The 24007-nt window shown below is 40.8% G+C and carries 24 protein-coding genes; 22 read left to right on the top strand and 2 right to left on the bottom strand.

Annotated features, from left to right (window positions below; genetic code table 11):
- Positions 1-10: 10 nt before the first annotated feature.
- The 21 genes from GSF13_RS18395 to GSF13_RS18295 all read left to right on the top strand — a co-directional run bounded on the left by GSF13_RS18395 (position 11) and on the right by GSF13_RS18295 (position 22398).
- Positions 11-1468: a hypothetical protein gene (locus GSF13_RS18395; RefSeq protein ID WP_211866625.1), complete on the top strand. Its 1458-nt coding sequence runs from the start codon at positions 11-13 to the stop codon at positions 1466-1468.
- On the top strand, positions 1462-3045 hold the full coding sequence (locus GSF13_RS18390) for a carbamoyltransferase C-terminal domain-containing protein (RefSeq protein ID WP_211866623.1): 1584 nt from the start codon (positions 1462-1464) through the stop codon (positions 3043-3045). Before GSF13_RS18395 ends, GSF13_RS18390 begins: the two co-directional genes overlap by 7 nt.
- Positions 3038-3940: a phytanoyl-CoA dioxygenase family protein gene (locus GSF13_RS18385; protein ID WP_206473378.1), complete on the top strand. Its 903-nt coding sequence runs from the start codon at positions 3038-3040 to the stop codon at positions 3938-3940. The genes GSF13_RS18390 and GSF13_RS18385 overlap by 8 nt, the downstream gene beginning before the upstream one ends.
- Positions 3933-4799: a phytanoyl-CoA dioxygenase family protein gene (locus tag GSF13_RS18380; RefSeq protein ID WP_102057204.1), complete on the top strand. Its 867-nt coding sequence runs from the start codon at positions 3933-3935 to the stop codon at positions 4797-4799. Before GSF13_RS18385 ends, GSF13_RS18380 begins: the two co-directional genes overlap by 8 nt.
- A gap of 15 nt (positions 4800-4814) precedes the next feature.
- Positions 4815-6035: a glycosyltransferase gene (locus tag GSF13_RS18375; RefSeq protein WP_102057203.1), complete on the top strand. Its 1221-nt coding sequence runs from the start codon at positions 4815-4817 to the stop codon at positions 6033-6035.
- Positions 6032-6736 (top strand): hypothetical protein, encoded by a 705-nt coding sequence (locus tag GSF13_RS18370; RefSeq protein WP_010606649.1) that lies wholly within the window; start codon positions 6032-6034, stop codon positions 6734-6736. The genes GSF13_RS18375 and GSF13_RS18370 overlap by 4 nt, the downstream gene beginning before the upstream one ends.
- Positions 6733-7665, top strand: coding sequence for a glycerophosphodiester phosphodiesterase family protein (locus tag GSF13_RS18365; RefSeq protein ID WP_010606650.1), 933 nt, complete (start codon positions 6733-6735; stop codon positions 7663-7665). The genes GSF13_RS18370 and GSF13_RS18365 overlap by 4 nt, the downstream gene beginning before the upstream one ends.
- 71 nt (positions 7666-7736) lie before the next feature.
- A complete protein-coding gene (locus tag GSF13_RS18360; RefSeq protein WP_249122701.1) occupies positions 7737-8564 on the top strand; it encodes a glycosyltransferase family 2 protein in 828 nt (275 codons plus the stop codon).
- A 3-nt stretch (positions 8565-8567) separates the two neighbouring features.
- On the top strand, positions 8568-9239 hold the full coding sequence (locus GSF13_RS18355; RefSeq protein ID WP_211866619.1) for a hypothetical protein: 672 nt from the start codon (positions 8568-8570) through the stop codon (positions 9237-9239).
- Positions 9170-9601, top strand: a complete 432-nt coding sequence (locus tag GSF13_RS18350; protein ID WP_211866617.1) for a hypothetical protein — start codon at positions 9170-9172, stop codon at positions 9599-9601. Before GSF13_RS18355 ends, GSF13_RS18350 begins: the two co-directional genes overlap by 70 nt.
- Positions 9598-10395 carry a glycosyltransferase family A protein gene (locus GSF13_RS18345; protein WP_010606653.1) on the top strand — a complete coding sequence of 266 codons (798 nt, stop codon included), beginning with the start codon at positions 9598-9600 and terminating at the stop codon, positions 10393-10395. Before GSF13_RS18350 ends, GSF13_RS18345 begins: the two co-directional genes overlap by 4 nt.
- Before the next feature lie 11 nt (positions 10396-10406).
- Positions 10407-11405: a terpene cyclase/mutase family protein gene (locus GSF13_RS18340; RefSeq protein ID WP_206473381.1), complete on the top strand. Its 999-nt coding sequence runs from the start codon at positions 10407-10409 to the stop codon at positions 11403-11405.
- Positions 11406-11408: 3 nt separating this feature from the next.
- Positions 11409-12305, top strand: a complete 897-nt coding sequence (locus GSF13_RS18335) for an RES family NAD+ phosphorylase (RefSeq protein ID WP_010606655.1) — start codon at positions 11409-11411, stop codon at positions 12303-12305.
- 11 nt (positions 12306-12316) lie between these two features.
- Positions 12317-13066 (top strand): nucleotidyltransferase domain-containing protein, encoded by a 750-nt coding sequence (locus GSF13_RS18330; RefSeq protein WP_010606656.1) that lies wholly within the window; start codon positions 12317-12319, stop codon positions 13064-13066.
- Positions 13067-13077: 11 nt separating this feature from the next.
- Entirely contained in the window at positions 13078-13713 is a 636-nt protein-coding gene (locus GSF13_RS18325) for a sulfotransferase family 2 domain-containing protein (RefSeq protein ID WP_102057198.1), read from the top strand.
- Positions 13706-14272, top strand: coding sequence for an isopentenyl-diphosphate Delta-isomerase (gene idi, locus GSF13_RS18320; protein WP_010606658.1), 567 nt, complete (start codon positions 13706-13708; stop codon positions 14270-14272). Before GSF13_RS18325 ends, idi begins: the two co-directional genes overlap by 8 nt.
- Positions 14266-15309, top strand: coding sequence for a hypothetical protein (locus GSF13_RS18315; protein ID WP_206473388.1), 1044 nt, complete (start codon positions 14266-14268; stop codon positions 15307-15309). The genes idi and GSF13_RS18315 overlap by 7 nt, the downstream gene beginning before the upstream one ends.
- A 225-nt stretch (positions 15310-15534) precedes the next feature.
- A complete protein-coding gene (locus tag GSF13_RS18310; protein WP_211866615.1) occupies positions 15535-16578 on the top strand; it encodes a SidE phosphodiesterase domain-containing protein in 1044 nt (347 codons plus the stop codon).
- Between the two features lie 656 nt (positions 16579-17234).
- Positions 17235-17921, top strand: coding sequence for a translesion DNA synthesis-associated protein ImuA (gene imuA, locus GSF13_RS18305; RefSeq protein ID WP_174169974.1), 687 nt, complete (start codon positions 17235-17237; stop codon positions 17919-17921).
- Between the two features lie 2 nt (positions 17922-17923).
- Complete coding sequence (locus GSF13_RS18300; protein WP_211866613.1) at positions 17924-19321, top strand: DNA polymerase Y family protein; 1398 nt, start codon at positions 17924-17926, stop codon at positions 19319-19321.
- On the top strand, positions 19321-22398 hold the full coding sequence (locus GSF13_RS18295; RefSeq protein WP_211866611.1) for an error-prone DNA polymerase: 3078 nt from the start codon (positions 19321-19323) through the stop codon (positions 22396-22398). The genes GSF13_RS18300 and GSF13_RS18295 overlap by 1 nt, the downstream gene beginning before the upstream one ends.
- Before the next feature lie 84 nt (positions 22399-22482).
- Here the strand turns inward: GSF13_RS18295 and GSF13_RS18290 are convergent, their stop codons facing one another.
- The gene (locus tag GSF13_RS18290) at positions 22483-22968 is read right to left on the bottom strand and encodes a hypothetical protein (protein WP_102057192.1); all 486 of its coding nucleotides are present in this window, start codon (positions 22966-22968) and stop codon (positions 22483-22485) included.
- Positions 22969-23060: 92 nt separating this feature from the next.
- On the opposite strand from GSF13_RS18290, the gene GSF13_RS18285 reads away from it, so the two are divergent.
- Positions 23061-23444, top strand: a complete 384-nt coding sequence (locus GSF13_RS18285) for a response regulator (protein ID WP_010370975.1) — start codon at positions 23061-23063, stop codon at positions 23442-23444.
- 93 nt (positions 23445-23537) lie between these two features.
- On the opposite strand, the gene rpsT is transcribed toward GSF13_RS18285, so the two are convergent.
- Positions 23538-23798 (bottom strand): 30S ribosomal protein S20, encoded by a 261-nt coding sequence (gene rpsT / locus GSF13_RS18280; protein ID WP_010370978.1) that lies wholly within the window; start codon positions 23796-23798, stop codon positions 23538-23540.
- Positions 23799-24007 lie beyond the last annotated feature (209 nt).

The raw sequence follows: 24007 nt of genomic DNA, 5'->3' as shown, positions 1-24007 counted from the left end.
GGACTTGAGGATGATTTTAATTGTATGTATGAAGTCCTGGGGAGAATTTGGGAATTTTCTGGCTGCTAAACAGTTGCAGGCGTTTTTGACTAAGACCTCGGGTCAGCTTGTGGATTTGATTGCTGGTGATGATTATATTGACAATTTTGTTCAAGTGGGTCAAGACATTAAGATGGCGGTAAAGAGTGCCGCTAATAGTGATGAAGTATTTGATAATTATTTGAATATTGTTACCCGTTTAGATCATAGGGTGGCTAAGCAAACCGAAGAGCAAGATTTTTCTGAATATTTGCCTTTGCTTGAGGCGATTGAACAGCGTAAACCTACGACCGTTATCTGCACTAAAGGTGTGGTGGCTCGTATGTTAGCAGCCCAGAAAATTAAGAAAATGCCGGAACAATTATATAACTATGTGACTAATCACGGTCACTTTAGTATGGATGTTCACCGTAGTGCAATTGATAGCGGTATGAAATATCTGACTCGTTTACCTGCTGCAACTGAATATCTGCGCGATATAGTGAAAGTGCCTGCAAAACAAATTCATGATTTTGGTTATATCTCTTCGGTGCAAATGGAAAATTTAGCTGATACGCAGCAAGTTAGTGAATTGACAGATGTGATTTTGGTAAGTAATCGCGGTGGGCGTAAATATACATTGTTGTATCAGGAGTTGTTGAAAAACACCAATTTAAACCTTCATTATATTGTGATCAATGATGCTGAAGAGCTGGCGGTAGCTGAACAAAGCGCCCGTGATTATCCGGGCCGTGCAAAAGTCCTTGATGGTCTGCAACAAAAGGATTTTTTAGCTTTAGTGGCCGAACTTGGTAAAAAAGGCACTGTGTATGTTGGTAAAGGTAGTATTAATACATTGATCGAAGCTGTACTTGGTAAGCAACCTGTGTTGGGTTTACGTTCTGGATTGCCAATGGAAGAGTGGGGAGCACAGTACCTTGAGCAGCATCAACTTGGTTGTATCGGAGATGATTGGAAAGATATTTACAACAAGATTGCTGAGTTGGTTGACTCGCCACAGGCTTATTGTGAACTAAGAACCAATGTATTGAAGTATTTGGCTGGTGATTCGATTAATTTAAGGCCTAACTTAGCGTGGTTACAACTACCTACCGAAGAGCAAAAAGTTCTTGGGCAAATAGGTCAGTGCAAGGTTCAACTGATTGCTGGTCTTGAAGCTAAAATGTCTGAGCATCAAGTTGAGATGACAGATAGCGCTAAGGCAATGATGAATATGTTTGTTGATGCTCAGTTGACTGACAAAGTTGTTACTTCACCAGAGGATTTGGTGTTGCTGTTGCAAAAGCTCAATATCGAACAGATTAGTCAAATGTATATTGAGGAGTTTGGAGCTTTGCGCCTGACCACTAATCGGACTGTGCGTTTATTAGCAATGATGCATGAACAATGGGTTGCGGCCAAACAAGCGCAGGAAGCAGCATCATGTTGATTATGGGGGTTCACTCAATAGGTCATGACTCGGCTGTTAGCTTTGTTGAAAATGGAAAATTGATTTGGTCGATTGAAACCGAGCGATTATCTCGGGTCAAACACGATGGAAAAATTCAAACTACCCTGGATTATCTAAAAGAGCATAAGGCCGATTTGTTGCAAAGGGTCGATGTGGTGTCTTTTAGTACTCACGTTAGCAATAAAGTCGCAAAAATCGATGATTTTGAAACGTTGAATCAAGGTATTGACCAGCATAACTTCTATTTTGAGTCTAAAACTCTGATTACAGGTAAGTCAGTTAAATGTTTTGTTGTTGCCCATGAAATGTGCCATGCAATGGTTGGCTTTCAATATGCTAAACCTGCGGAAAAACAGCTGTGTTTTGTTAATGAAGGGCGGGGGCATTTTTCACGTAATTGTGTGGTTCGTCGTGATGGCAAACAATTAACTATTACTCATTGCAATGAATTGCCTTGGTTTGGCTCTGGTATGGGTTGGACTTCTCTTGCGGTTATGATGGGCATAGAAAAATCTCCTTCAGCTGCAGGCAAAGTGATGGGTATGGCGGCATATGGTGAATATGAACCGAGATATGCTGAGATGATTTTGGCTGCACCACATAATCTTTATGATTATTCAGTAGTTGAAAGACCTAAGTTTTTAGCTAAGTTGTTTAAACAATATATAGGGCAACCGACGTTTAAAGTTAAGGCTAATTTGGCGGCGACTTTACAACAATTGTTCGCTCAGACAGTGGTTGAGCATGTTAGTCACATTGTTACTGATGAGGACCTTTCAGTTTCCATGTCTGGTGGTTGCGCATTGAATCTTATGGTGAATACTCTGCTGTGGCAGCGCTATGGTGAACGTTATTCTGTACCTCCTGTTTGCAATGACTCAGGTCAAAGTTTGGGAGCGGCGATATTTGCCCAGTTACAATTGAAAGGTCATTTACTTGAGCCTGTGTCTGTATATAGCTGTGGTGAAAGCTATACAGTTGAGCGTGACTGGCTTGAAAAGCAAGGTTTTATTGTCGAGGACTATACAGCGCAAAAATTAGCAAAATATCTACACAATCATGAGGTTGTTGCTTGGTATCAGGGTAAATCTGAGATGGGACCAAGAGCTTTGGGTAATCGTTCATTATTTGCAAGTTGTCAGGCTCATGGAATGAAAGATAGACTCAATCATATGGTTAAGTCTCGTGAATGGTATCGCCCTTTAGCGGCGATAGTTGCTGAAGAGTCTTTGGCTAAAATCACCAATGATATATTTCCGTCAAAATATATGTTGTTTAATTATGATATTGACTCGGACTTAATCCCAGAGGCTACTCATGTTGACGGCACGTCGCGTTTGCAAATCGTTAGCTCAACAGATAATGCTAAAGTTCATGAGTTATTACTAGCATATGAAAAGTTTAGTGGTGTTGGGGCGTTGATTAATACTTCTCTTAATGGTCGTGGCAAGCCAATTTGTTTGACACCAGAAGATGTAATCAATGATTTTGCCGACAGAGATGTTGATGTTTATGTATTTGGTGATTTGATTGCAAGGAGGGGGCATTTTGTTTGAGTGCGAATATGATTTTAATCAAAAGCGGCAACATTATCTAGATAATGGTGTTGTTGGTTTCGAAAAATTAATAGGTGAAGATTTGCTTGAAAGACTTGAAGCTTGTTTTGACCGTATTATTGAAGGTAATTATCTAACAGGTGTACCACCGACTAATCGCACTCATATGCCAAATGACTCATACGATAATTTGACCAGAATTTCTTGTCCGGCAATTGCAGATCCGCAAATGGTCAGCTTATTAATGGAAGCTGGAATTGGGGTTGTGGCCAATGCATTAAGCGAGAGTGATTTTGTTCAGGCTTGGGGTATTCAATTGATTAATAAGGTGCCCGGCGAGGGGCCTGAGTTTAATATCGGCTGGCATCAAGATGGACAATATTCTCCTTGGTTATTTGAAGGAGATTGGATCACCGCTCACATTACTTTATCTGATGTTAATGAAGATGATGCGCCAGTATTGTATATTGAAGATTCACATCATTTGCCGACTTTCAAACAAGGTTTACATAAAGGACAAATTACTGGGCAGGCCTTTAAGGCTGATTTGTATGAGCATGGCTTGGTATTAGCTGAGCGTTTAAATGTACCTTGGAAGGTTAAGTATCATACTTCTAAGCGCGGTGATGTTAATTTTCATCACAGTCGTTTAATTCACGCTTCGGACAATCTACGCAGTGGTAAAACCCGTAAGACCTTTAGTATTCATATGCGTACTAGCCATAACCCGTTGGTGATCAACGAACCGTTTTTAATTCGGAATAATCCGCCACAAACTAGTTATTACTTGGACTTTGCCGATCAATTGATGTGTCCGGTAATTCATGGTGTTGCTACTGATTTGGTCGGTTTTGCTGCGCCTAAACAAACATTTGAGGAACTAAACCGTGTTTGATAAATACTATGATATGTCTGCTCATCAAAAGCAATTGAATGATACTGGCTTGGTAAAATTTGAAGGGCTACTTAACGAGCAAATGCTAGATAAGCTAGAGGCTTGTTATGACCGTATTATGGCTGGTGAATATGTTAGTGGTAATCCGCCACCTCGTCGTACTCACCCTCCGAAAGATTCAGAAAAATACCTTACTCGTGTTTCTTATCCTACTGTGGCAGATCCTGCTTTGGTTGGTTTATTGATGGAAGCTGGGATTGGGGTATTGTCTAGTCGCTTGATGAATAGTGATTTTGCTCAGGCATTTTTTATTCACTTGGTTAACAAAGTGCCCGGTGAAGGTTTAGAGTACAACATAAGTTGGCATCAAGACGGTCAATACGGTAAACATTTGTTTAGTGGTCACTGGATTACAGCTCATATCGCTCTTGAAGATGTTAACAGTGATGATGCGCCAATTCTTTATGTTGAAAATTCTCACCGACTTGAGCCGCTGAATAAGCGCGAAGTGTCTGGATTCAGTTTCCGTAAACCGTTGGATGAATTGGGACAGCAGTTTGCCCAAAAGACAGGTATTAAGTGGAATGTGGTGGAATATCTATCTAAGCGTGGTGATGTGACTTTTCATGATAGTCGTTTGATCCATGCCACTGATAATTTACTCTCAGGTCGTACCCGTAAAACTTTTGTATTGCATTTGCGTTTTGAGCATAACAAGTTGCTGTTTAGCGATCCTATTCATGTTACAAACGAGCCGCCACAACCGAATTTTTATGTTGATATAGCCGATTCGATCATGTGTCCAGTTTTACACGGTGTTGCGACAGATTTACCAGAGCGTCGGTTAAAGGCTGGATAAATTTGGTTTAAACGGATGAAAATAGTCTATTTTCTCGAAAGATTTCCGGAGCTGAGTGAAACCTTTATTCGCCAAGAAATATTGGGTTTGTTGCAGCAGGGGATTAGCGTTCGAGTGGTCACAGTAGCTTGTTCAGAACAGAGTAATCATGTGGATTTGGCTAACGAGCATCCGCTGTTGGCTCGGTGTGAAGTCGATGTTATTGGTGAGCAAGATTTAGTTTATTCAAAAGGGCGTATGCTTCGTTGGTTATTACACCCTTATTCTCAAGGTAAGTTTAAACAGCGCTGGGATAATTTAAATGCTAAACATTACCGCACTAAGTTACTGTATAAAATTGTTTCAGGTCCTAAGCGTATTGCAGCTGATGAGATTGTCATCACTCATTTTGGGGGAGCAGGCGTTATGGCGGCACAGTTAAAGCAGTTTGGCTATATACAAGGGCCGTTAGTTAGTGTTTTACATGCCTATGAACTTACTAAGCTTCCAGCGTTTAAAGATTTAACACCACATTATCATAAGTTATTTACTCAAGCGGATAAGGTGTTATCGGTCTGCCGTTTTATGCAAGATAAGATCACGTCTTTGGGCTGTGCGCGAGAGAAAGTTGATGTTATGCATATGGGAGTGAATATTGAACAACTAGCTCAATTGGCTGAGTACCATAAAATGGATGCGGGGTTATTGCGTGTCCTGTTTGTTGGTCGCCTGACTCAAAAGAAGGGGATACTGGATGCTCTTGAAGCTTTGGCCAGAGTTTCTAATCGAGTCAATTTTCATTTTGATATTGTCGGTGATGGCGAGTTAAACCTAATTTGTGAAAATTCGGTTAGAGAACTAGAACTTGAGGATCGAGTGACATTACACGGTGCTTTGGCCCATCACAAAACTTTGCAGCTTATGGCGCAAACTGATGTTTTGTTGTTGCCTTCTAAGACTGCGGATAACGGTGATATGGAAGGGGTGCCAGTAGTGTTGATGGAAGCTATGGCCATGAAAAAAGTTGTGTTGTCGAGTTTTCATTCGGGGATTGGTGAGTTGGTCGATGATGGTGAGAATGGTTTTTTGGTTGCAGAAGGTGATATTGAAGGGCTTTCGTTGAAGATTGAACTAATAGCTAATTTTACATCTGATATGCGTCTTCATATTGGGCAACAGGCTGTAGCTAAAGTTAGTCAATTATTTAACCAAGGCAAGCAATCTCATGCCTTGGCTAGTTTATTGCGAGAATTATGATGCAGTACGATATTGTTTTTATTTCATATGATGAGCTGTGTGCTGAGGATAACTGGCTAAATTTACGCAGACGTTTTCCAAAAGTTAAGCGGGTTCATGGTGTTGATGGTATTCTCAATGCGCATAAATTAGCAGCTCAAGCGGTTAGTGGTGAGTGGTTTTTTGTTGTTGATGGTGATAATAAAATTCATTCTGAGTTTGATTTTGCCTTACCTGAATCACAGTTGTGTGACGACACCACTTATGTTTGGCGTTGTATCAATTCGGTCAATGGGTTGTGTTATGGCAATGGTGGGGTAAAACTGTTTAATAAACGAGTTTTTGCTACGGTCGATGAGTTTTGGGGCGATATGACAATGTCGCTAAGTAAGCGATACAAGCCAGTGGATGTGGTTGCTTCTACCACTATTATTAATGCTAGCGCTTTTCATGCGTGGCGTGCAGCGTTTCGCGAGTCGGTTAAATTGAGTGTGCCGCGAAAGCGAGTGCGGGAAGAATTTATACGTCAACAACGCTTAGGACAGTGGTCCAATGTTAAAGAGGATGTTGAATATGCGCAATGGGTTGCACGGGGTTGTGTTGAAGGTATAGAGTTTTATCGTCAATGTAGTGCAACAGGAGAAGATCACGCTAGCTTCATTAACAACTTTAATTGGTTGCAACAGCGCTTTAATGAAAAATATTCCGAGGATCAAAGATGAAGAAGCTTGCTAACATACTGCTGATATTGGCATTGGTTGGTACAGTCATTGTTGGTTTTTTTAAAAGCCCTGAGTTTCAATTGCGCCACCAAGGTGATGTTGTTGCTTATCGTGGCGGTGGTTTGGTGGTGGACTATCTTAAACTCAAGCAAACTGGTTGTATGGCTCAAAGTATTACGGCAAGTGAAAGTGGTTTAATCGAAAACACGCTGGCGGCGGTTGAGCAACAAATCAAAAACGGTGTACGTAATATTCATTTGAATGTGCAGTTAACTCGTGATAATCGTTTGGTGGCGTTTCATGATAATGACTTGAGCTGTGCTACTGATGGTGAAGGTAAAGTTCACCAATTGACTTGGGAGCAAATAAAAGATTTAGATGCTGGCTACGGTTATACCCTAGATGGCGGCAAAACTTTTCCTTATCGCAATCAAGGATTAAGAATAGCTTTGTTAGAGACTTTAGTTACAGATCCAGATGTTACTTACTGGTTGAATCTAAAAACCACCGCTAAACGTGCATCGCGTATTTTGTTGGAGTTTATCGATACTTTAGAGCCTCAAATGCAGCAACAAATTGTACATATCGGCAATGCTCAGGTTGTGGATTATATTCATAGCCTCAATCCGCAAGTGAACAGTATTACCCAACGGGATTTAAAGACTTGTCTGATTGATTACGCGCTGGTTGGTTGGAGTGAGTCTTATCCTAATTCGTGTAAAAACCGCATCATTATTGTGTCACCTGAATTTGCTGAATACTTGTGGGGGTGGCCTGAACAGTTTGCTGCCAGAGCGCAACAGCATGGTAGCCGAGTTTATTTATGGACTAAACATCAAAGCTATCAACACAGTGATAATTTGTTGCTGCATGGTATTGGTTTAATTAGTGGCAACGCGCCTGCTGCTTTGTCCCAAGGTAGTTTATAGCTAGTTGTATTGTGATGCATAAGGTAGCCATAGGAATTCCAACTTATCAACGGCCAAAGTCGTTGTTACGTTTGCTTGATTCAATTAATCAACTGAAATTTTCTGCACAATTTTGTGTTTTTGTCGTGGACAATGATAATCACAGTCAATCAGCAGTTAATTTGTTGGCTGGCAGGTTAGCCGATTATCGTTTTACTTTGCATACTCGTGCCGTTGCGCCTGCCAATATTTCTGTAGCTCGCAATATGTTGTTGCAGATGGTATTTGAAGAACATGACTTTAGTGTCATTGCTATGGTAGATGATGATGAAATAGTAGATTGTGATTGGCTTAACCAGTTGGTTAATTGTCAATTGCAAAGCGAAGCGGATATTGTCCAGGGTAATACACTTCCTAACTTTTTAGTTAAGGTTGAACCTTGGATGAGTCAAGTGCCTTTTTTCTATCGCCATCAATTGATGAGCAGTCATGATTCAATGGCGTTGAGTTCTTGCAATATTTTGATAACTAAGGCTATTTATCAAAAGATGCACGGGCAATTGTTCGATCTGCAATTTGGCATTTCAGGTGGTGAGGATACCGACTTTTTCCATCGGGCTAAAGCTTTAGGTGCTAAGTTTGCCTATGAGGGTAAGGCTTTGGCTTATGAAGATTATGATCAACTAAGAGCAACTAAAAGTTGGGTGCGTAAGCGTAGTTTTAGAGTCGGCCAAACTAATGTCAAAATTTTTCATCAAAATCGCAGTGGCTTCATTTTTAGCTTAAAAATTTTCGCCAGATTTTTGGTTAATTTAGTTAGATTGGCGCTGCTGTGTTGGCATCCTGCACACTCTATCCGTTATCAAATGAAAATTTGCCGCCAGTGGGGGATGTTGCTGGCCGCCTGTGGAAGTAGCTAATCAATGTCTTTTTTATTTAATCAAATGCGTAAGCTCATTGGGAAAACTTGGCAAGCTGATTTTGGCCGTTTTGATGCTCAAGTTGAATTCATCCGCGAAGGTGATACTGCCCAATTGAGTTTTTTACTACCTTTGGTATTGCCAAATGATAATATTGCCGCGTTTTATCGTTGTGTTTGTCAAGTGTGTGAACAATTGAATTCACAGCTTGAAAGTGGGTTGATCTCTAGTGCTCAGTTGATTTTAGGCATTCAGGGAAATTGGCAACAAAGTGTATACCAGCAAATCATTGCTGATTTATGCGCTAAATTGGCTAAATCTAATGTACATGTGACACTGATAAAGCAAAATAAAGCCAATAAAATCGCTATGATCAAAAGAGCAATTAAATGTGCTAAAGAAAAACAAAGTGAATTATTTGGTTGGTGTGATGGTGATTTGCTGTTGTCTGACAATATTATGGAAACATTAATTGGTAGTATTTATGTGCGACACAATTGCATCGTAGGTCCAGTGCATGTTCAAGTTAAAAATCCGCAAGATTTTATTGAGCAGCGTTACTTAAAACTTCCAAGGACTAAACCAAATAAATACCCCAAGGCTGTGTGCTGTTTAAGCTCAATGCTGTTGAGCATGACTTTGATGAAAGAGATATCAGTGATGATGGCTATCTAACATTTGCCAATCTGTGTTTGGATGGTCAACCTATGAATGGAATACAGGTTATTGAAGCGGCCAAAATTTATTATTTGACCGATTTGAATTTTAAACAAAAGTTAATTCGTTTTCGCCGTATCAGTCTTAGTCATATGATCTTATTGCATAAGTTCGATAAGACTAAAGCTAAATATATTTATCACAATATTATGTTTGCACCATTGTTTGCACGGCCTTTGAAGTTTAATCGTCAACTGGTTGTAAAGTCTTTACTCTATTTTGGTTATTTGTTAGTGACCTTTGAATTGCTTTTAAGAGTGCTGATAGACAAACCGTTAAAACGAATTGTGTGGTCTGCTTCATCTGGTGGTGACGAATGAGCCGTATCAGTATTGCTATTCCTCATTATAATCAACCTCATTTGATTAGTAGGGCTATTGAGTCATTGTCTTTGACGTGTCTTAAAGATATTCAATTATTGGTAATGGACGATGCCTCATCAGATGATGTCTTTGCTCAGTTGCAACAGCAGTTAGATAAAACTAAACAACTAAGCAAACATCCTATTCGTTTGTTTCGTGCCAGTAAAAATGTTGGTACTTATCGGATGAAAAATGCCATTATCCAGCAGTTGGATACTGAATATTTGGCCTTTCACGATGCTGATGACTTCAGTGTGGCTATGCGTTTAGACCGTTTATATGATGGGATGAGAGACAGCAATATCGATATACTTGGCTCTGCTTATATGGAAGTCATGTCGGATTTAGATAAAGGCGATAGTTATTACATTAAACGGTTTTATAAGATGCCTTATCTTGCCCATAAAGTGGGGATTAAATACATCAGTTATCAACCCTCTCAATTAGTGCGCTTTAGCTGTTTTGACACTTTAGGTGGATTTGATGGTTCTACTCGAATTGGTGCGGACGATGAGTTTACCTTACGTGCTGTACATTGCAAAAAGGTGCGTAATTTAAGTGAGCCTCTCTATGTAAAAATAGAACAAGCTAAGTCGTTGACTACCGATGAGACGACTGGCTATCAATCGCCTATACGTGCAGCTTATAAACAGAAAATGGCCGATTTGCGTAAGAAAATTAAAACGGGCTTAAGCCAAGAGTGTTATCGCAATACGCCTAATGATGAAGATTTTAGTTTGAAGGAATTTTAAAAGGGATACATATGACAACAGGAATTTCTACAACACAACTCAAAGATGCCTGCGAACAAGGGTTGGCTTATTTGCGTCAGCAACAAAAAGCCAATGGAGCAATTACAGCTGCTAATTACGGCACTTTTGATGTTTGGGAAACTATTGAAGCGGCTATGGCTATCACTTTGTGGACTGAGCAGGAAAGTTTGCAAAATGATGCAGTGCTAAGTGCCGCTATGGCGTTTTTGGCCAGTAGCGAAACTGATGATGGTATGGTGCCAGACTCAGCAAAACGTACGGATTTATATTGCATTGAGACTTCCAGTGAATATCTGCAATTATTAAAGACCTTGCTAGAACGCCAATTTCCTCAGCGCACCGATGTGATAAATCAAGCGCAATATATCTGTGAGAAACAACTTAATGATGGTCGTTGGAGAATCGAAAATCCGGCGGTAAGCGAAGATGTACAGCACTTGCCTAGTGTCACCGCTTTTGCCATGTTGGCTTTGCTTAGGGTTGATACTGAGCCTAAATATTTTTTACAAGCACTGACATTTTTAACTGAAGGACAGTTGGCTAATGGTACTTGGGGTCAACATTGGCAATATTATGAAACGCCGTTTTATCTGATGGCTCCAATTTGCGAGTTGTTGCAGCGCTTAAATGATAATGGCCGTTTTGATAGTTATCTTGCTAAAGCGCAACGTTTTGTTTTATCTGAGCAACAAAGTGATGGACGTCTGGTTAGTGGCCAAACTGATGGTGAAAATCAGATCAGTGAGTCTTTGCATACGGTATTGGGGCTAAAAACTTTATTGGCGACGGGCATTCAATTAGATGATCCTAACGTTCAAAAAGCCCTTAAATGGTTGCTTAGCCAACAAAGTGAAAACGGTTGCTGGCATGGTGGGGTATTTCCTCATCCGAATGTCAAAATCAAGAAAAATGAAGACGTTTTTTGTAGTGCTCAGGTGCTGATCATGTTGAATCAATATTGGCAGTTGAGCCAAGGCTATAAGGTATAGCGGATGTCTGCTGTTGTATTGTGTTCTGATTGTTTTAACAATCCGGGTTTGAAAAGATATGTTGAGGAATTGTTTGTCGCTGATTTAGCTGGGTGCCCTCATTGCGATTCGACTGAAGGCCATTGTTTAAGTGGCGCTATGGTTATTGAATTGGCTGATAAGTGCTTTTTGCACGGGGAAATAGCTAAGGCTGCTTATTACAATGATAAGAATATAGAGCGCAATAAACAGCAAAAGTTGTCAAGCAGTCTGGGGAAAACCCTGAAACAGGATATATTGTGCATTGAAAATGCCATTAATGATGCCTATTTGGAGAATACTGATTCCCAGATACTACTGCGAGCGTTAGAGAGTTATCCGGTTCGGGTTTTAACCCCATCAGATCAATTTTACCGTATAAGAGTATCGCCAGAGCAGCCACAAAATTCAGCAGAATATGATAGCCCTCCAGATGAATTGTTGGGTTCGGGACGACTTGATTCGGATAACATGCCTGTCATGTATGCATCGCAAAATCTTCAGATATGTATTCATGAGTGCCGGGCGGCGGCAAATGATAGCCTTTTTGTTGCGACATTGCGCCCGACGTCACATTTAAAATTGCTGGATTTGACTTGTATTGCAGCCGAACCGCTGCAAAAAGCTTTGCATATGGTATTTATGTTTAGCCGTTTTTCTTATCCTCTGACTCGCAGAATTGCGGTGTTGGCTAAACAGGCTGGTTTTGATGGCATTATCTATCCGGCTACATCTACTATTCTGGCAAAAATCGATCCTAAGGCTAAACAACAAAATAATTCGAAGGTGGTAGAGAATATTGCCATGTTCGGCAGACCCATACTCGACTCATTGGTCGAAGTGGTAACTATAGAAGCAATAACATCGAGTAACCAACTTTAGGGAAAATGAAGATGGGTTTAGAATTAGTGAATCAAAAATTCGATGCAGAAATCGAAAAACTTAAACAAGACGATGAAGTGCTTGCTGTGATGGGCTACGGCTCATATTTTAAAGGCAGATTTAAATCTGGCAGCGATATTGATTTGATTTTGATACGCGATGGCGAAGATATTTCATATAAAAAGAAAGTGTTTAATGAAGGGTTGGAATTTGAATTTCGTTATGTGACTGAAGATTTCTTACTTGAACTGCTTAGCCGAAGGCATGGTCCTACCATCAAACATATGTTGGAAGCCACTATTGTGTCAGATCCAAACGGCATAGCTGAAAAACTAAAGCAATACGCTATAGATATTACTGCCAAGTCTATTGATGAGACCTTTCCTCATGATGCCAGACGGGAAAAAGCGCTGGTGATTGAAAGCCTGCATCGCAAAATCCATCAGGTTAAAGATCATCCCGGCTTTTTTGAATTTGCTTGTTCAAAACTATTGCTTAATTTGGCTGATGCTTTTATTCGTCTGCATTGTCATTGGGGGCTACAGGGCTTTCGCGAATCAGCAAGACAACTCAAAGCGATAGATCCTAAAGTGCACCAGCAATTTGAATCTGCTATGGCACCTAATCCTCAAGAGCTGAGAATGGAAAACATTGATGCCTTGTATCATTTGGTGATTGATGCTCTTGGCGGTGTGGTGGCAGTGAAAGAGTCGGTGCTGTCTATGGGCGTTGAACAGGTGATCAATACCATTGAAAATTAAGGGATGATGTGATGGCTTTTTTTAAAAGTATAAAGCAACGGCAATTGTTGGTGACCAATAAAAAGGTGATGTATACCAGCTTAACGTGCGCGCAAACTCTTGAAGAGATTGACTTGGCCCAATTTAAGGCGCTGTTCGATGAAGGTTGGCCTATATTGCAACTGGTTAGAAATCCGGTGGATAGGGTCGTTTCTTTTTATAAAGATAAAATTATCGATGCTGGTAGACGTAATGATAATGGCAAAATTCAAATTCAAAATTGCCAATATATGTTGTTGGCCATGATGCAAATGGAACTTAGTTTAGAAACCACAGTAGCCGATATTTTGGCTGGATTGCGGGCGGTGCGTTTTGATGTTTTTGCTTTAAAAATGTTACCTCATTTGTATCCTCATACTAAACACTTAACTCCACAATATGCGATTTTGCCTGAAGAAATTCGAGAGGCTTTGAATGATAACAATTATCGTGTGGTAAAGATGGAAGATAGTGAACAATTGTCCAAGGAGTTGACGCCGCTTGGTGTTGATGTCGGAGTGATACACAATCAATCGAAAGTAAATACTCAAGTTGAGCTTGAGGAGCGTGTGAGTGTGTTTATCAAGAACCTCTATACTCAGGATTATGGAGAATATCAATATGAGTGATATTAATCCTCAGTTACTTTTAGTAGATGAAAATGATCAAGTTATTGGTCATCAGAGTAAATTGGCGGCCCATTTGGGTGAAGGTCAATTACATCGGGCTTACTCGGTATTTATTTTTAATCGTCAAGGGCAGTTGTTATTGCAACAAAGGGCTGCGCCAAAACCACTTTGGCCGGGAAGTTGGTCTAATTCTTGTTGTTCTCATCCGTCAGTGGGTGTTGCTATTAAAGATTCTGCTCAGTGCCGTGTTCAAATGGAGTTAGGCTTAGAGGCATCAGTGGAATACTTGTATAAGTTCTTGTATCGCGCTAAATATTTGGATGTTGGTCATGAGCATGAGTTGTGTCACGTGTTTTGGGCTATTTGCGATGATTTGCCAAAACCAAATACCGATGAAGTGGCTGCATATCAGTATATTGATATTGATGGTGTCGCCGATTTTATTGCTGCTAATGAACAGCAAGTGACTCCTTGGTTTAAGATGGAATGGGCTTATTTGCAAGTTCATCATCTTGAGGCTATTAAACAACAATTATTCGGTGAGTTATCGCCATGTTAAACACAATTAGACGTGTCATTGGTGAAGTTTATCAATATGATGCGCCGAAAAATGGTTATCAAATAGAGTGGGGAGGAGTTGCTGAGTCTGCACAGTTAACTGTTTTAGTGCCTTGTTTACTTACTAGCGATAGTCTTATTGATTTGTATAAAACGCTTGAAAGTTTGTTTGCAGAAGTCGAGTTGGTGCTAGAAAAGAAAATTTGCTCAGATGTGCAGCTGGTCGTGGCTGCACAATATCATCCTGCTCATCAGCATGAAAGTGATATTTACATTGAATTGTTGCAAGGGTTATTGGCATCGAAGTCGATTGTAGGCCTAACTACATTACTCATTAGTATGGATTATCCAAATAAAATTGATGCGATAAATACTGCTGTGGAATTGGCACGTCAAGCTGGCTCATTGTTTTTCTGTTGGTGTGACGATGATATTAAAGTGTCTTCTGGAAGCTTGGGTATGTTGGTGGACAAAATTAAGTCGGATGATTGCCATCTTGCAGGCTGCCGTAAGGTGTTGATTGAGCAAAAAGGCCAAACCCTATGGAGTAGCATCCGAAATTCACATAATAAGGTTAATAAATATCCGCAAGCATATTTAGCGTTTAAATTAGATAAAATTGATCACCAATTCGATTCAGGGGTTATTAGTGATGATACCTATCTTACATTCGCTAATATTTTTATTGATGCCGAACCTATGAATAAAATTGCTATTGTTGAGCAGGCTGTGGGGGAGTTTCAATCGGGGGCGACACCCTTGTCTAATCTAAAACGCTTGCGTCGTTTGGTTCTGAGCAATTTTATTGTGTTATCTAGAGTGGATGAAAGCTCTGCAAAATACGCATTTAATCAGATTATTTTTAAAGAATTGATGGATAAATCCCATCATAGCACTGCTAAAACTCGTTTGATAAAACGTTGCTTATATGGTTTATATGGGCTGTTTCTAGCCGAGATCACTGTAAGATATTGGTTGAAAAAACCAATTCGGCAAGTTGGGTGGTATGGTCATTCTGGTAAAAGGCGGCCCACTTAAGTTTTATTTGCTATGGATATTATTGTAATGAACGAGAGTCAATCCATTGTGTTATTGGTTATTGTGCTGGTATCGCTATTTATTTTTAGCTGGTGGTATAGGCTGCGAGGCCCTGTTGTCCAAGTCAAACAGAGTCGATTACTTAAACAGCTTACACAGCGTTTAGGTACTCAATTGAATTGGTCGCGACTTGAGTTGCATTTAATTGAGCAGGCTCATCCGCAATTGACAGAACAAATTGGTAATATTAATAAGACTGATTTTGAGCTGTTTTTCCGTCGTACATTCGGCTCTGGCTATTTGTATGAGTTCCATTCAATAGAGCCTGATCGCAATGCAGTGACCGTTACCAGTCGTTATAGCCCTGAACAATTGCAGAAGATGAAACTCTACGCTGAACAAACGGGCAGAGCTAAGACTGAATGGGAGTTTGTTCGAACGTTACTGGATTTGATTAAGTTTCATTTTGGTCGGCCTTATTTGCTAAAACCTAATGACAAAATAAAAGCGTATGGTGTAGAAGTTTTTAGGCCTAATCATCCATTAGATCACGGTATTCGCCAAGGTCGTTTGTCTGGAGATATTATTCGCTTGGTGGGTAAGTACCCTGATGAGTTCCGACAAGATATTGTTCAATTGGTTGCGGCTCAAACAGACCTGTGTAAGTTTATCCGCCAAATGCAATTTACGGGGGCATTTCAGCGCTCGGGACGCGAAAGTGAGGGGAATGTTGCTGAAAACTATCAAGCTTATGCCCGTGCTGATGTTGGCTTTTTTCGTCAGGCTGCACGATATTCAAGTTTATTTGATGATCAACTACAAATAGATGATTTTGCCAACGCTTTGACTGCTGCTTGTGATTATCTTGCTGAGCCTCATGTGATGGGTGATATAATGGCAGCGGCCCATATGTTGGATTTACAAAGAATTGGTTTGTATGGTGAAAAAGATAGCATTATTGCTGCTCAATTACTTAATGCTAATACACAATTAATGCATAATAGTGCGAATAAGGGAGGTACTGGTGGCTCACAAGTAATCAGGGAACTTAGACAGTTAACTGACTGCTACTTGGTTAATAATGGTATTTTGGGTTTTTATCGTTTTGAGAAGAAATGGTATATGCAAAACAATGATTTAGATTTAATGGCGCAAGCTGTGGTATTGGACTATTCAAAACCGTTGCCAGTATATTCACCGAGAACGAAAAAAGTTGGGAAATTGGTAAAAGCTAGTCGTAAAATATTTAAAAGATTGAAAAAATATTAGTCAAAAAACTTACCAAATATTATAAGTGAAAATTTAATTTCGCAGTAAGTATACCCGAATTCAGATAATAATTGATAACTGTAATATTATGCCTTTCAAACTCTGATAAATAAAACTTTACAAAACTCGTGGTCAAATAAAAGTTTTATTCGGTGTTACGCATTAAATTAAACCAATGAGTTATGGGTTGTACCTATTAAGCCCGATTAACAATATGAAGTGGGCATGGCCTGTCACGCCGGGGTTGCGGCGGTTCGACGCTTCGATTCGAATCCCGACCACTGGGCTTGCTTGCATTTTCTCTTCTAAGCGAGCTTCCTTTACAAAAATCCAAAAAGCTCATTTACTTTAGCCCTTCCTTTGTCATCGCAATCAAACAGCTCACTTTTCAACATAAGCTTATAATAATGTCGACATAACTTTGCCTGTTGTGGCAAAGTGGCAGGCTCAGTTGGTTAGCTCTTGTCTTAGATAACTAGGCCTAAGACGATTATCTACGCGCCGTACTCATTGCAACTTTCATATCCTCTAAGCAAAACACGATTAACTTAAAGCGTAAACCATGGTTACTTTTTAACTCGTCTCTTTTCTAGCGATCTACTTGCGATCTGTCTTTATTTAAATATACTGTATGTATAAACAGTGTTTGGTGATGTATGGCGAATTATATAGATCTTCTTGAGCGTAAAAACTTGCTTTGGCGTGGGCGTGGAAAGGCCGTGCAGCATGATGTCGTCAGTACTCGCTTTGCTGCACTTGATGATGTGCTGTGTGGTGGTTGGCCGCAACAAGGTGTGATTGGTGTAAAAACTGCGATGGGGATAGGGGAGTTAAGGTTGATATTGCCCCACTTTGCGGATGATAACCGTTTGAAGGTATTAATTAATCCACCAGGACAAATACATGCCGCGGCATTGCATTATTTATCGTTAGACCTGAGTGAATTTATGATATTGCAGCCACCAAGTGAAAAAGAAGCACTGTGGGCTGCGGAGCAGTGTGTAAAAAGTGGTGCGTGTAGTGCGCTTGTACTTTGGCACGAAGCGCTTTCTATTGCCGCTGTAAAGCGTTTGCAGCTAGGTGCACAGACGGGAGGTTGTAGGTTATTTGTTTTACATCAAGCACAGTACGCTCAAACTCTACCATTTACGCTTTCAGTGGCTTTACAAGCACAGCACAGCGGCTTGGATGTGATAGTGAAGAAGCACAAGGGGCACTTGGCACATCGTAGTCTTAAACTAGAAAACCCCCACTATTGGCCAGAGCTTGAAAAGCCAAATCTACCTCATGTTAGCGATAATATAGTTGCATTTACAGGCTATGAGCGGCGTTTAACGAGCTAGTTATGTGGTTATATCTCTATTTTCCTATGCTGCAACTAGAGGGAATGACAAAGCGAACGGTTTCTGGTGATTTTGTTACACCCGTTGTTATTATTGATGGCCGCAAAAACCAGATAGTGCAGCTCAATGATGCAGCGCAGCAGCGAGGTATAAAAATAGGAATGGGCCTTGGGACTGCTTGTGCATTGTGTACACAGCTTCATGTTTTGCCCTACGACGACCTTCTAGAAAGACAGCAGCTATTAGAAATTGCCAATACGCTTTATCAAGTAAGTGCAGATATTGTAATCGATGAACCTAATGGCCTTGTGCTTAAAGTCGATTCTATGCTGTCGCTCTATCATGATTTGCCAAGTTACTGGCAAGTAATATCTGGACAATTAGCGCAACTTGGCAAGAGTTATTATTACGGCATGGGTGAGTCCACAATAATGGCTAAGCTCTTAGCGCGAGAGCATTGCAATGCGCTTATGTTAACGCAGTGCCAAAAGCGTCATTACTTGGGGAAGATAGGATTAACACGTACAAGTCTAGACAGTCAAGTGATTGAGTTGCTTGCTCGCACCGGAGTTAAAAACGTGGCGCAGTTAGAGCAGTTTTCACTCAGTGAACTGGCCAAACGTTTTGATACTGAACTCGTACATTATGTAGGCTGCTTGTTTGGAAAACTAAAGGAAACCCTTAACTATTACCAACCTGTGGAAACCTTTGAGCTTACTGCACCTTTACTTTACGAAGTTGAAATAATGGCTTGGTTAGAAAAGCCAATCGAGCATTTGCTATCGCGTTTAGCGTTATTCCTACAGCAACGTAACTTAGTAACTCGAACGCTTTATTTTACCTTAGCACTTCGAGATAAAGAGGCTTTAGAGATCACATTAAACAGCGCGGAGCCTGAATATAAGGCGGCAAATTGGCAGCGCTTGTTAAACCTCAAGCTAGAATCCATAACCTTAGATGCACCCGTACAAAGTGTTTCACTCAAAGCTGATGCACTAGAAGCGCAGCATGCCACAATAAAAGATCTCTTCTCAACGCAGCAAAGTGCGATGTCTGCGCAAGGACTGCGGGCTATTCTATGTGCTAAGCTCGGTGAGCAGGCAGTGCAAGGTTTACAACTTACAGGCGATCCTCGTCCTGAAAAGGCCAGCACTTATAGCCACGAGCCACGTTTCACGACACTCAAGAGTAAATTAAGACCTACTATCCTATTTCCGAAGCCACAGCCGTTATGTGAAAGAGTCAATATTATTTCTGGTCCAGAGCGTATCGCTTCGGGGTGGTGGGACGGTGAGCCGGTCCAGCGAGATTATTTTATTGTACAAAATGAACAAGCGCAGCGGTTATGGGTATTTCGAGAGCAAAATAATCATTGGTATATTCATGGAGTATTTAGCTAATGTCTTATGCCGAGCTTTTTTGCCAGAGCAACTTTTCATTTTTGACTGGCGCATCGCGACCAGAAGAGTTGGTCAAACAAGCAGATTTTTTAGGTTACAGCGCAATAGCTATTACTGACGAATGCTCTTTGGCTGGTATTGTCCGTGCTCATGCTTATATTCGTGATCATAAACTCAAGATAAAACTGATAGTTGGGAGTTTACTGAAGTACAACAATATTGAGTTGGTTGCTCTTTGTCCTTGCCAGCTCGCTTATACAGAGTTATGTCGAGTGATCAGTAATGCTCGCCAGCGAACGGAGAAGGGACAATATCAGCTTAGTGAGTGGGATATTATGTCGCTTAAGCATGTCTTATTGTTATGGTTGCCAAAGGGAAACAGTCAAGATGTTCAATCATTGCAATGGCTGTGTAAATATCACCATAATAGAATATGGATTGGCTACCGACGTAACTTGAGTGCAAAAGATGTACATTATTTTACCCATTGTGTAAAACTGTCAAAAGCTTACCAAATACCTATTTGCGCTGTTGGTGGGGTGCTTATGCACTGCTCGTCTAGACTTGCGCTACAGCATACACTGACAGCCATTCGACAGAATCGTGTGATAAGCGAGATCCCTGAGAAAATGATTAGCAATAGCGAGTCGGCACTTAGATCTATCACTAAGCTTAATAAGTTGTTTTCACCTACCTTTCTTGAAGAAAGTGCCAATATCGCGAAGCGATGTGTATTTAATTTAGACTCATTGCATTATCAATATCCTCAGGAGTTAGTGCCTAAAGGTTTTACTCCAATGACTTATTTACGCGCGTTGGTCGAAAAGGGTAAACAAGTTCGCTTTCCTGATGGCGTGCCGCCAGATATAGAAGCCATTATTGATAAAGAGCTAGCGCTTATCGAAGCGCTTGATTATCCGTTTTTCTTTATCACTATTCATGACATTGTGATGTATGCCAAACAGCATCAAATCTTATACCAAGGGCGAGGCTCAGCCGCTAACTCTGTGGTCTGTTATTGCTTAGAGATAACCGCGGTTGACCCTCGGCAAGTGGGTGTATTGTTCGAGCGTTTTATTAGTAAAGAGCGTAATGAGCCACCCGATATAGATGTGGATTTTGAACACCAACGTCGTGAAGAGGTGATCCAATATATCTACAAAAAATATGGTCGTAAACGCGCAGCATTAGCAGCAACGGTGATCACGTATCGTTTAAAAAGTGCCATGCGTGATGTTGGCAAAGCCTTGGGCATTGAAATGGCGCAAATAGAGTACTTTATTAAGCATCTCAACCGCCGTGATAAAGGACTTAACTGGCAGGCCCAATTAGTGGAGTTAGGGTTAGAGCCAAACTCATTAAAAGGTCAGCATTTTATTCAGTTGGTTAATGAGATTATGGGGTTTCCAAGGCATTTATCGCAGCATGTTGGTGGTTTTGTTATCTCAGAAAGCCCATTACATGAATTAGTGCCCGTAGAAAATGCAGCTATGCCAGAGCGCACCATTATTCAATGGGATAAAGATGACCTTGAAACCCTTAAGTTACTCAAAGTCGATATCTTGGCCTTGGGTATGCTAAGCGCTATCCGTAAGTGTTTTGGCTATATTGCAGCGCATACGAAGCGAAACCTGGATCTTGCCCAATTGACTCGTATGCAAGACGACCCTTTGGTCTATAAGATGTTGCAAAAAGGGGATAGTGTTGGCGTGTTTCAAGTAGAGTCTCGTGCACAAATGAGTATGTTGCCAAGGCTGAAACCCGCGAATTACTACGACTTAGTGATCCAAATAGCGATTGTACGTCCCGGCCCTATTCAAGGGGATATGGTGCATCCATTTTTAAAGCGACGGGATGGTGAAGAGCAAGTGACCTATCCATCAGAAGCGGTTAAATCGGTATTAGAGAGGACTATGGGGGTTCCCATTTTCCAAGAACAAGTGATAAAACTGGCTATGGTTGCTGCTGGGTTCACTGGAGGAGAAGCGGATAGCCTACGCCGAGCCATGGCGTCATGGAAAAAAACCGGGGAGCTAATGCCGTTTAGAGAAAAGCTTATTCGAGGCATGCTGGCTCGGGGCTATGAAGCACAATTTGCTGAGCGGATTTTTGAGCAGATCTGTGGCTTTGGTGAATATGGTTTTCCTGAAAGCCACTCTGCTTCTTTTGCAGTGCTGGCTTATGCCTCTGCGTGGTTGAAATACTACTACCCCGCAATGTTTTATACCGCTCTACTCAATAGCTTTCCAATGGGGTTTTATTCGGCTTCACAGCTGTTGCAAGATGCATCAAGGCATGAGGTTAGCATTTTACCTATCTGTGTTAACCAGTCCGATTACGAACATCAAGTCGTACAAGAGCCAAGACAAGCAACGTTTGCGATCCGGTTAGGATTTCAGCTTATAAAAGGGTTAAGTGAAGAAGAAGCACTGCAATTATTACAATGCAGACCTCAAGAGGGGTTTGGGAATATCGTGCAGTTACAGCAAGCTGGTATTACTAACAGCACTATTGAAAAGCTGATTTCCGCGGATGCTTTACATCACTTTGTAGATAGCCGTTATGCGGCTAGGTGGTCACTTGCAGATCAAAGTAAAACCTTGCCACTATTCAGCGATATTGAAGAGAAAGAGTCGCAATATAGTCACTTTAGCGCCACAGAGTTTGAAAACTTACAGGAAGATTACAATAGCACTAAGGTTTCTTTACGCACTCACCCAATCAAGCAACTTGAGCAAGCAAAGCTTATACACCGAACGGTTAAGGCCAATGAACTGCTTTATCGACCGCATAAATCGTTAGTAACAGTGATAGGGCTGGTGACAGGAAAGCAAGCCCCGGGTACCGCAAAAGGCGTGACCTTTTTTACTTTAGAAGATGAAACAGGCAACATCAATGTAATTGTGTGGTCTGGTACTGCTCGAGCACAAAAGCAAGCCTATATGGGCGCACAGCTATTAGAAATAAAGGGTATAGTAGAGAAAGAGGGTGAAGTGGTACATGTTATTGCTGGTAGGTTAATCGATAGAAGTGAATTACTAGCAGCGATGACAATTAAGGCTCGCGCTTTTCATTAATTGCTTGTGAGGTGTTCGGCCTTTCGTAAATGCGTATAAGGTTTAAATGCCCCAATAGAGAGGCATTTTCGTTGCTTTTTCGCTTTAGCCTTGGAGCAGCTTCATCATGGCTGCAATAAACCCTTCTTGCTTAACGATTTGGTACTTCTGACAGGAGTCAGGGTTTTTCAAATCGTGGCATAAATATAGTGTATTGCGCTCAAGCGCAGGCTTTGGATGTAAGTTTGAATCAAATAGCACAGGATCTATACCAGGAAGACCAGACCAATATACACTACTAGCCACAAGGCCTAATTTTTCATAAGTAATCAGTTGTGGTTTTGGCAGGATAATAAATAAAACACCAATCACAGCAAACACTATCCACTTACCTTTACCCTTGGGTTTATCGTTATCTGTAGCGGCTTGTGTTTGAGGTGTATTTGTTTGCCGTGCTTGCGCGGTCTGTTGAGCCTTTATCGCTGCAATTTGTTGTGGCGATGGTCGACGGTTTTTTGTTGTACTAGTGCGTTTCTTTTGATTGGACTGTACTTGACCTAAAAGCGATTGTTTTTTTGATGGTTTTGCCATGCTTTAAGTAGCCTTTTAGTTGCAGGTCTCTATAATGCTTCTATGCTAAGTATAATAGCTTATTTTTACACTACAGCCTACGGGAAAGGACTATGGATCAAAACATCTCTATTTTAATCGTCGATGATGTAGGGACAGTTCGCAGCTTTTTACATCAAACCTTAATGCACTTAGGCATTGATCATGTAAGAGAAGCCTCCACTGCAACGCAATGCGTAAAGTCATGTGAAGAGCAACATTTTGATATTGTCTTTTTAGATATTGAGCTGCCCGATGGTGATGGTAAAGAGTTAATTGCAACCCTAAATGAAATAAACCCGAATATTAATGTCGTTATGGTGTCGGCACACTCAACGGTAGACAATGTTAAAGATGCGATTGAGCGCGGTGCTAAAGGTTTTGTTGTTAAGCCATTTTCGCCAAAGAAAATCGCGGCTATGCTGAAGAAGTTTTACCCAGATCTAGAATTGGTATAAAACTGCACTGATTTTATCTTTTGATACCAAAGTATATAAATTACAGACATAAAAAAACCGACATAGTGTCGGTTTTTTCAATCCAGCAACAAATTAAAGTGCTTTGATCTTAGCAACTAAACGGCTCTTATGACGAGCAGCTTTGTTTTTGTGGATTAGACCTTTAGTTGCGTAACGGTCTAGGATAGGTGCAGCAACAGCGAATGCTTGAGTTGCAGCTTCTTTATCACCAGCTTCAATTGCAGCGATTACTTTTTTGAAGTATGTACGCATCATTGAACGACGGCTTGCGTTGTGCTTACGACGCTTTTCGCTAGTGATAGCGCGTTTTTTTGCAGACTTGATGTTAGCCAAGGTTTGCTCCTAACAATCTTAAAATAAGCTTAATTTAAAGGCCGAGGAATATGCCTGTTTTAATCGCAAAAGTCAATATAAATTAACAAGCGCGGCCTAATGTTCAACACCCAAGACTCGACTTGGGCTATTCTCAATTCTTAACCTGTACAAATCAAAACGTTGCTATGCGACATTTTTACTTCTATAGCAGGCAAGTAAACCCGTAA

This window comes from Pseudoalteromonas sp. M8, assembly GCF_018141365.1.
GTDB lineage: Bacteria > Pseudomonadota > Gammaproteobacteria > Enterobacterales > Alteromonadaceae > Pseudoalteromonas.
The sequence above is the reverse complement of the archived record's forward strand: the minus strand, read 5'-3'. Positions and strand labels throughout refer to the sequence as shown.

Excerpts from the sequence above, each read along its gene's own strand:
- GSF13_RS18395 (WP_211866625.1), top strand. The coding sequence starts at position 11 with ATGATTTTAATTGTATGTATGAAGTCCTGGGGAGAATTTGGGAATTTT.
- GSF13_RS18390 (WP_211866623.1), top strand. The coding sequence starts at position 1,462 with ATGTTGATTATGGGGGTTCACTCAATAGGTCATGACTCGGCTGTTAGC.
- GSF13_RS18375 (WP_102057203.1), top strand. The coding sequence starts at position 4,815 with ATGAAAATAGTCTATTTTCTCGAAAGATTTCCGGAGCTGAGTGAAACC.
- GSF13_RS18370 (WP_010606649.1), top strand. The coding sequence starts at position 6,032 with ATGATGCAGTACGATATTGTTTTTATTTCATATGATGAGCTGTGTGCT.
- GSF13_RS18365 (WP_010606650.1), top strand. The coding sequence starts at position 6,733 with ATGAAGAAGCTTGCTAACATACTGCTGATATTGGCATTGGTTGGTACA.
- GSF13_RS18355 (WP_211866619.1), top strand. The coding sequence starts at position 8,568 with ATGTCTTTTTTATTTAATCAAATGCGTAAGCTCATTGGGAAAACTTGG.
- GSF13_RS18345 (WP_010606653.1), top strand. The coding sequence starts at position 9,598 with ATGAGCCGTATCAGTATTGCTATTCCTCATTATAATCAACCTCATTTG.
- GSF13_RS18340 (WP_206473381.1), top strand. The coding sequence starts at position 10,407 with ATGACAACAGGAATTTCTACAACACAACTCAAAGATGCCTGCGAACAA.
- GSF13_RS18335 (WP_010606655.1), top strand. The coding sequence starts at position 11,409 with ATGTCTGCTGTTGTATTGTGTTCTGATTGTTTTAACAATCCGGGTTTG.
- GSF13_RS18330 (WP_010606656.1), top strand. The coding sequence starts at position 12,317 with ATGGGTTTAGAATTAGTGAATCAAAAATTCGATGCAGAAATCGAAAAA.
- GSF13_RS18325 (WP_102057198.1), top strand. The coding sequence starts at position 13,078 with ATGGCTTTTTTTAAAAGTATAAAGCAACGGCAATTGTTGGTGACCAAT.
- idi (WP_010606658.1), top strand. The coding sequence starts at position 13,706 with ATGAGTGATATTAATCCTCAGTTACTTTTAGTAGATGAAAATGATCAA.
- GSF13_RS18315 (WP_206473388.1), top strand. The coding sequence starts at position 14,266 with ATGTTAAACACAATTAGACGTGTCATTGGTGAAGTTTATCAATATGAT.
- imuA (WP_174169974.1), top strand. The coding sequence starts at position 17,235 with ATGGCGAATTATATAGATCTTCTTGAGCGTAAAAACTTGCTTTGGCGT.
- GSF13_RS18300 (WP_211866613.1), top strand. The coding sequence starts at position 17,924 with ATGTGGTTATATCTCTATTTTCCTATGCTGCAACTAGAGGGAATGACA.
- GSF13_RS18295 (WP_211866611.1), top strand. The coding sequence starts at position 19,321 with ATGTCTTATGCCGAGCTTTTTTGCCAGAGCAACTTTTCATTTTTGACT.
- GSF13_RS18290 (WP_102057192.1), bottom strand. The coding sequence starts at position 22,968 with ATGGCAAAACCATCAAAAAAACAATCGCTTTTAGGTCAAGTACAGTCC.
- GSF13_RS18285 (WP_010370975.1), top strand. The coding sequence starts at position 23,061 with ATGGATCAAAACATCTCTATTTTAATCGTCGATGATGTAGGGACAGTT.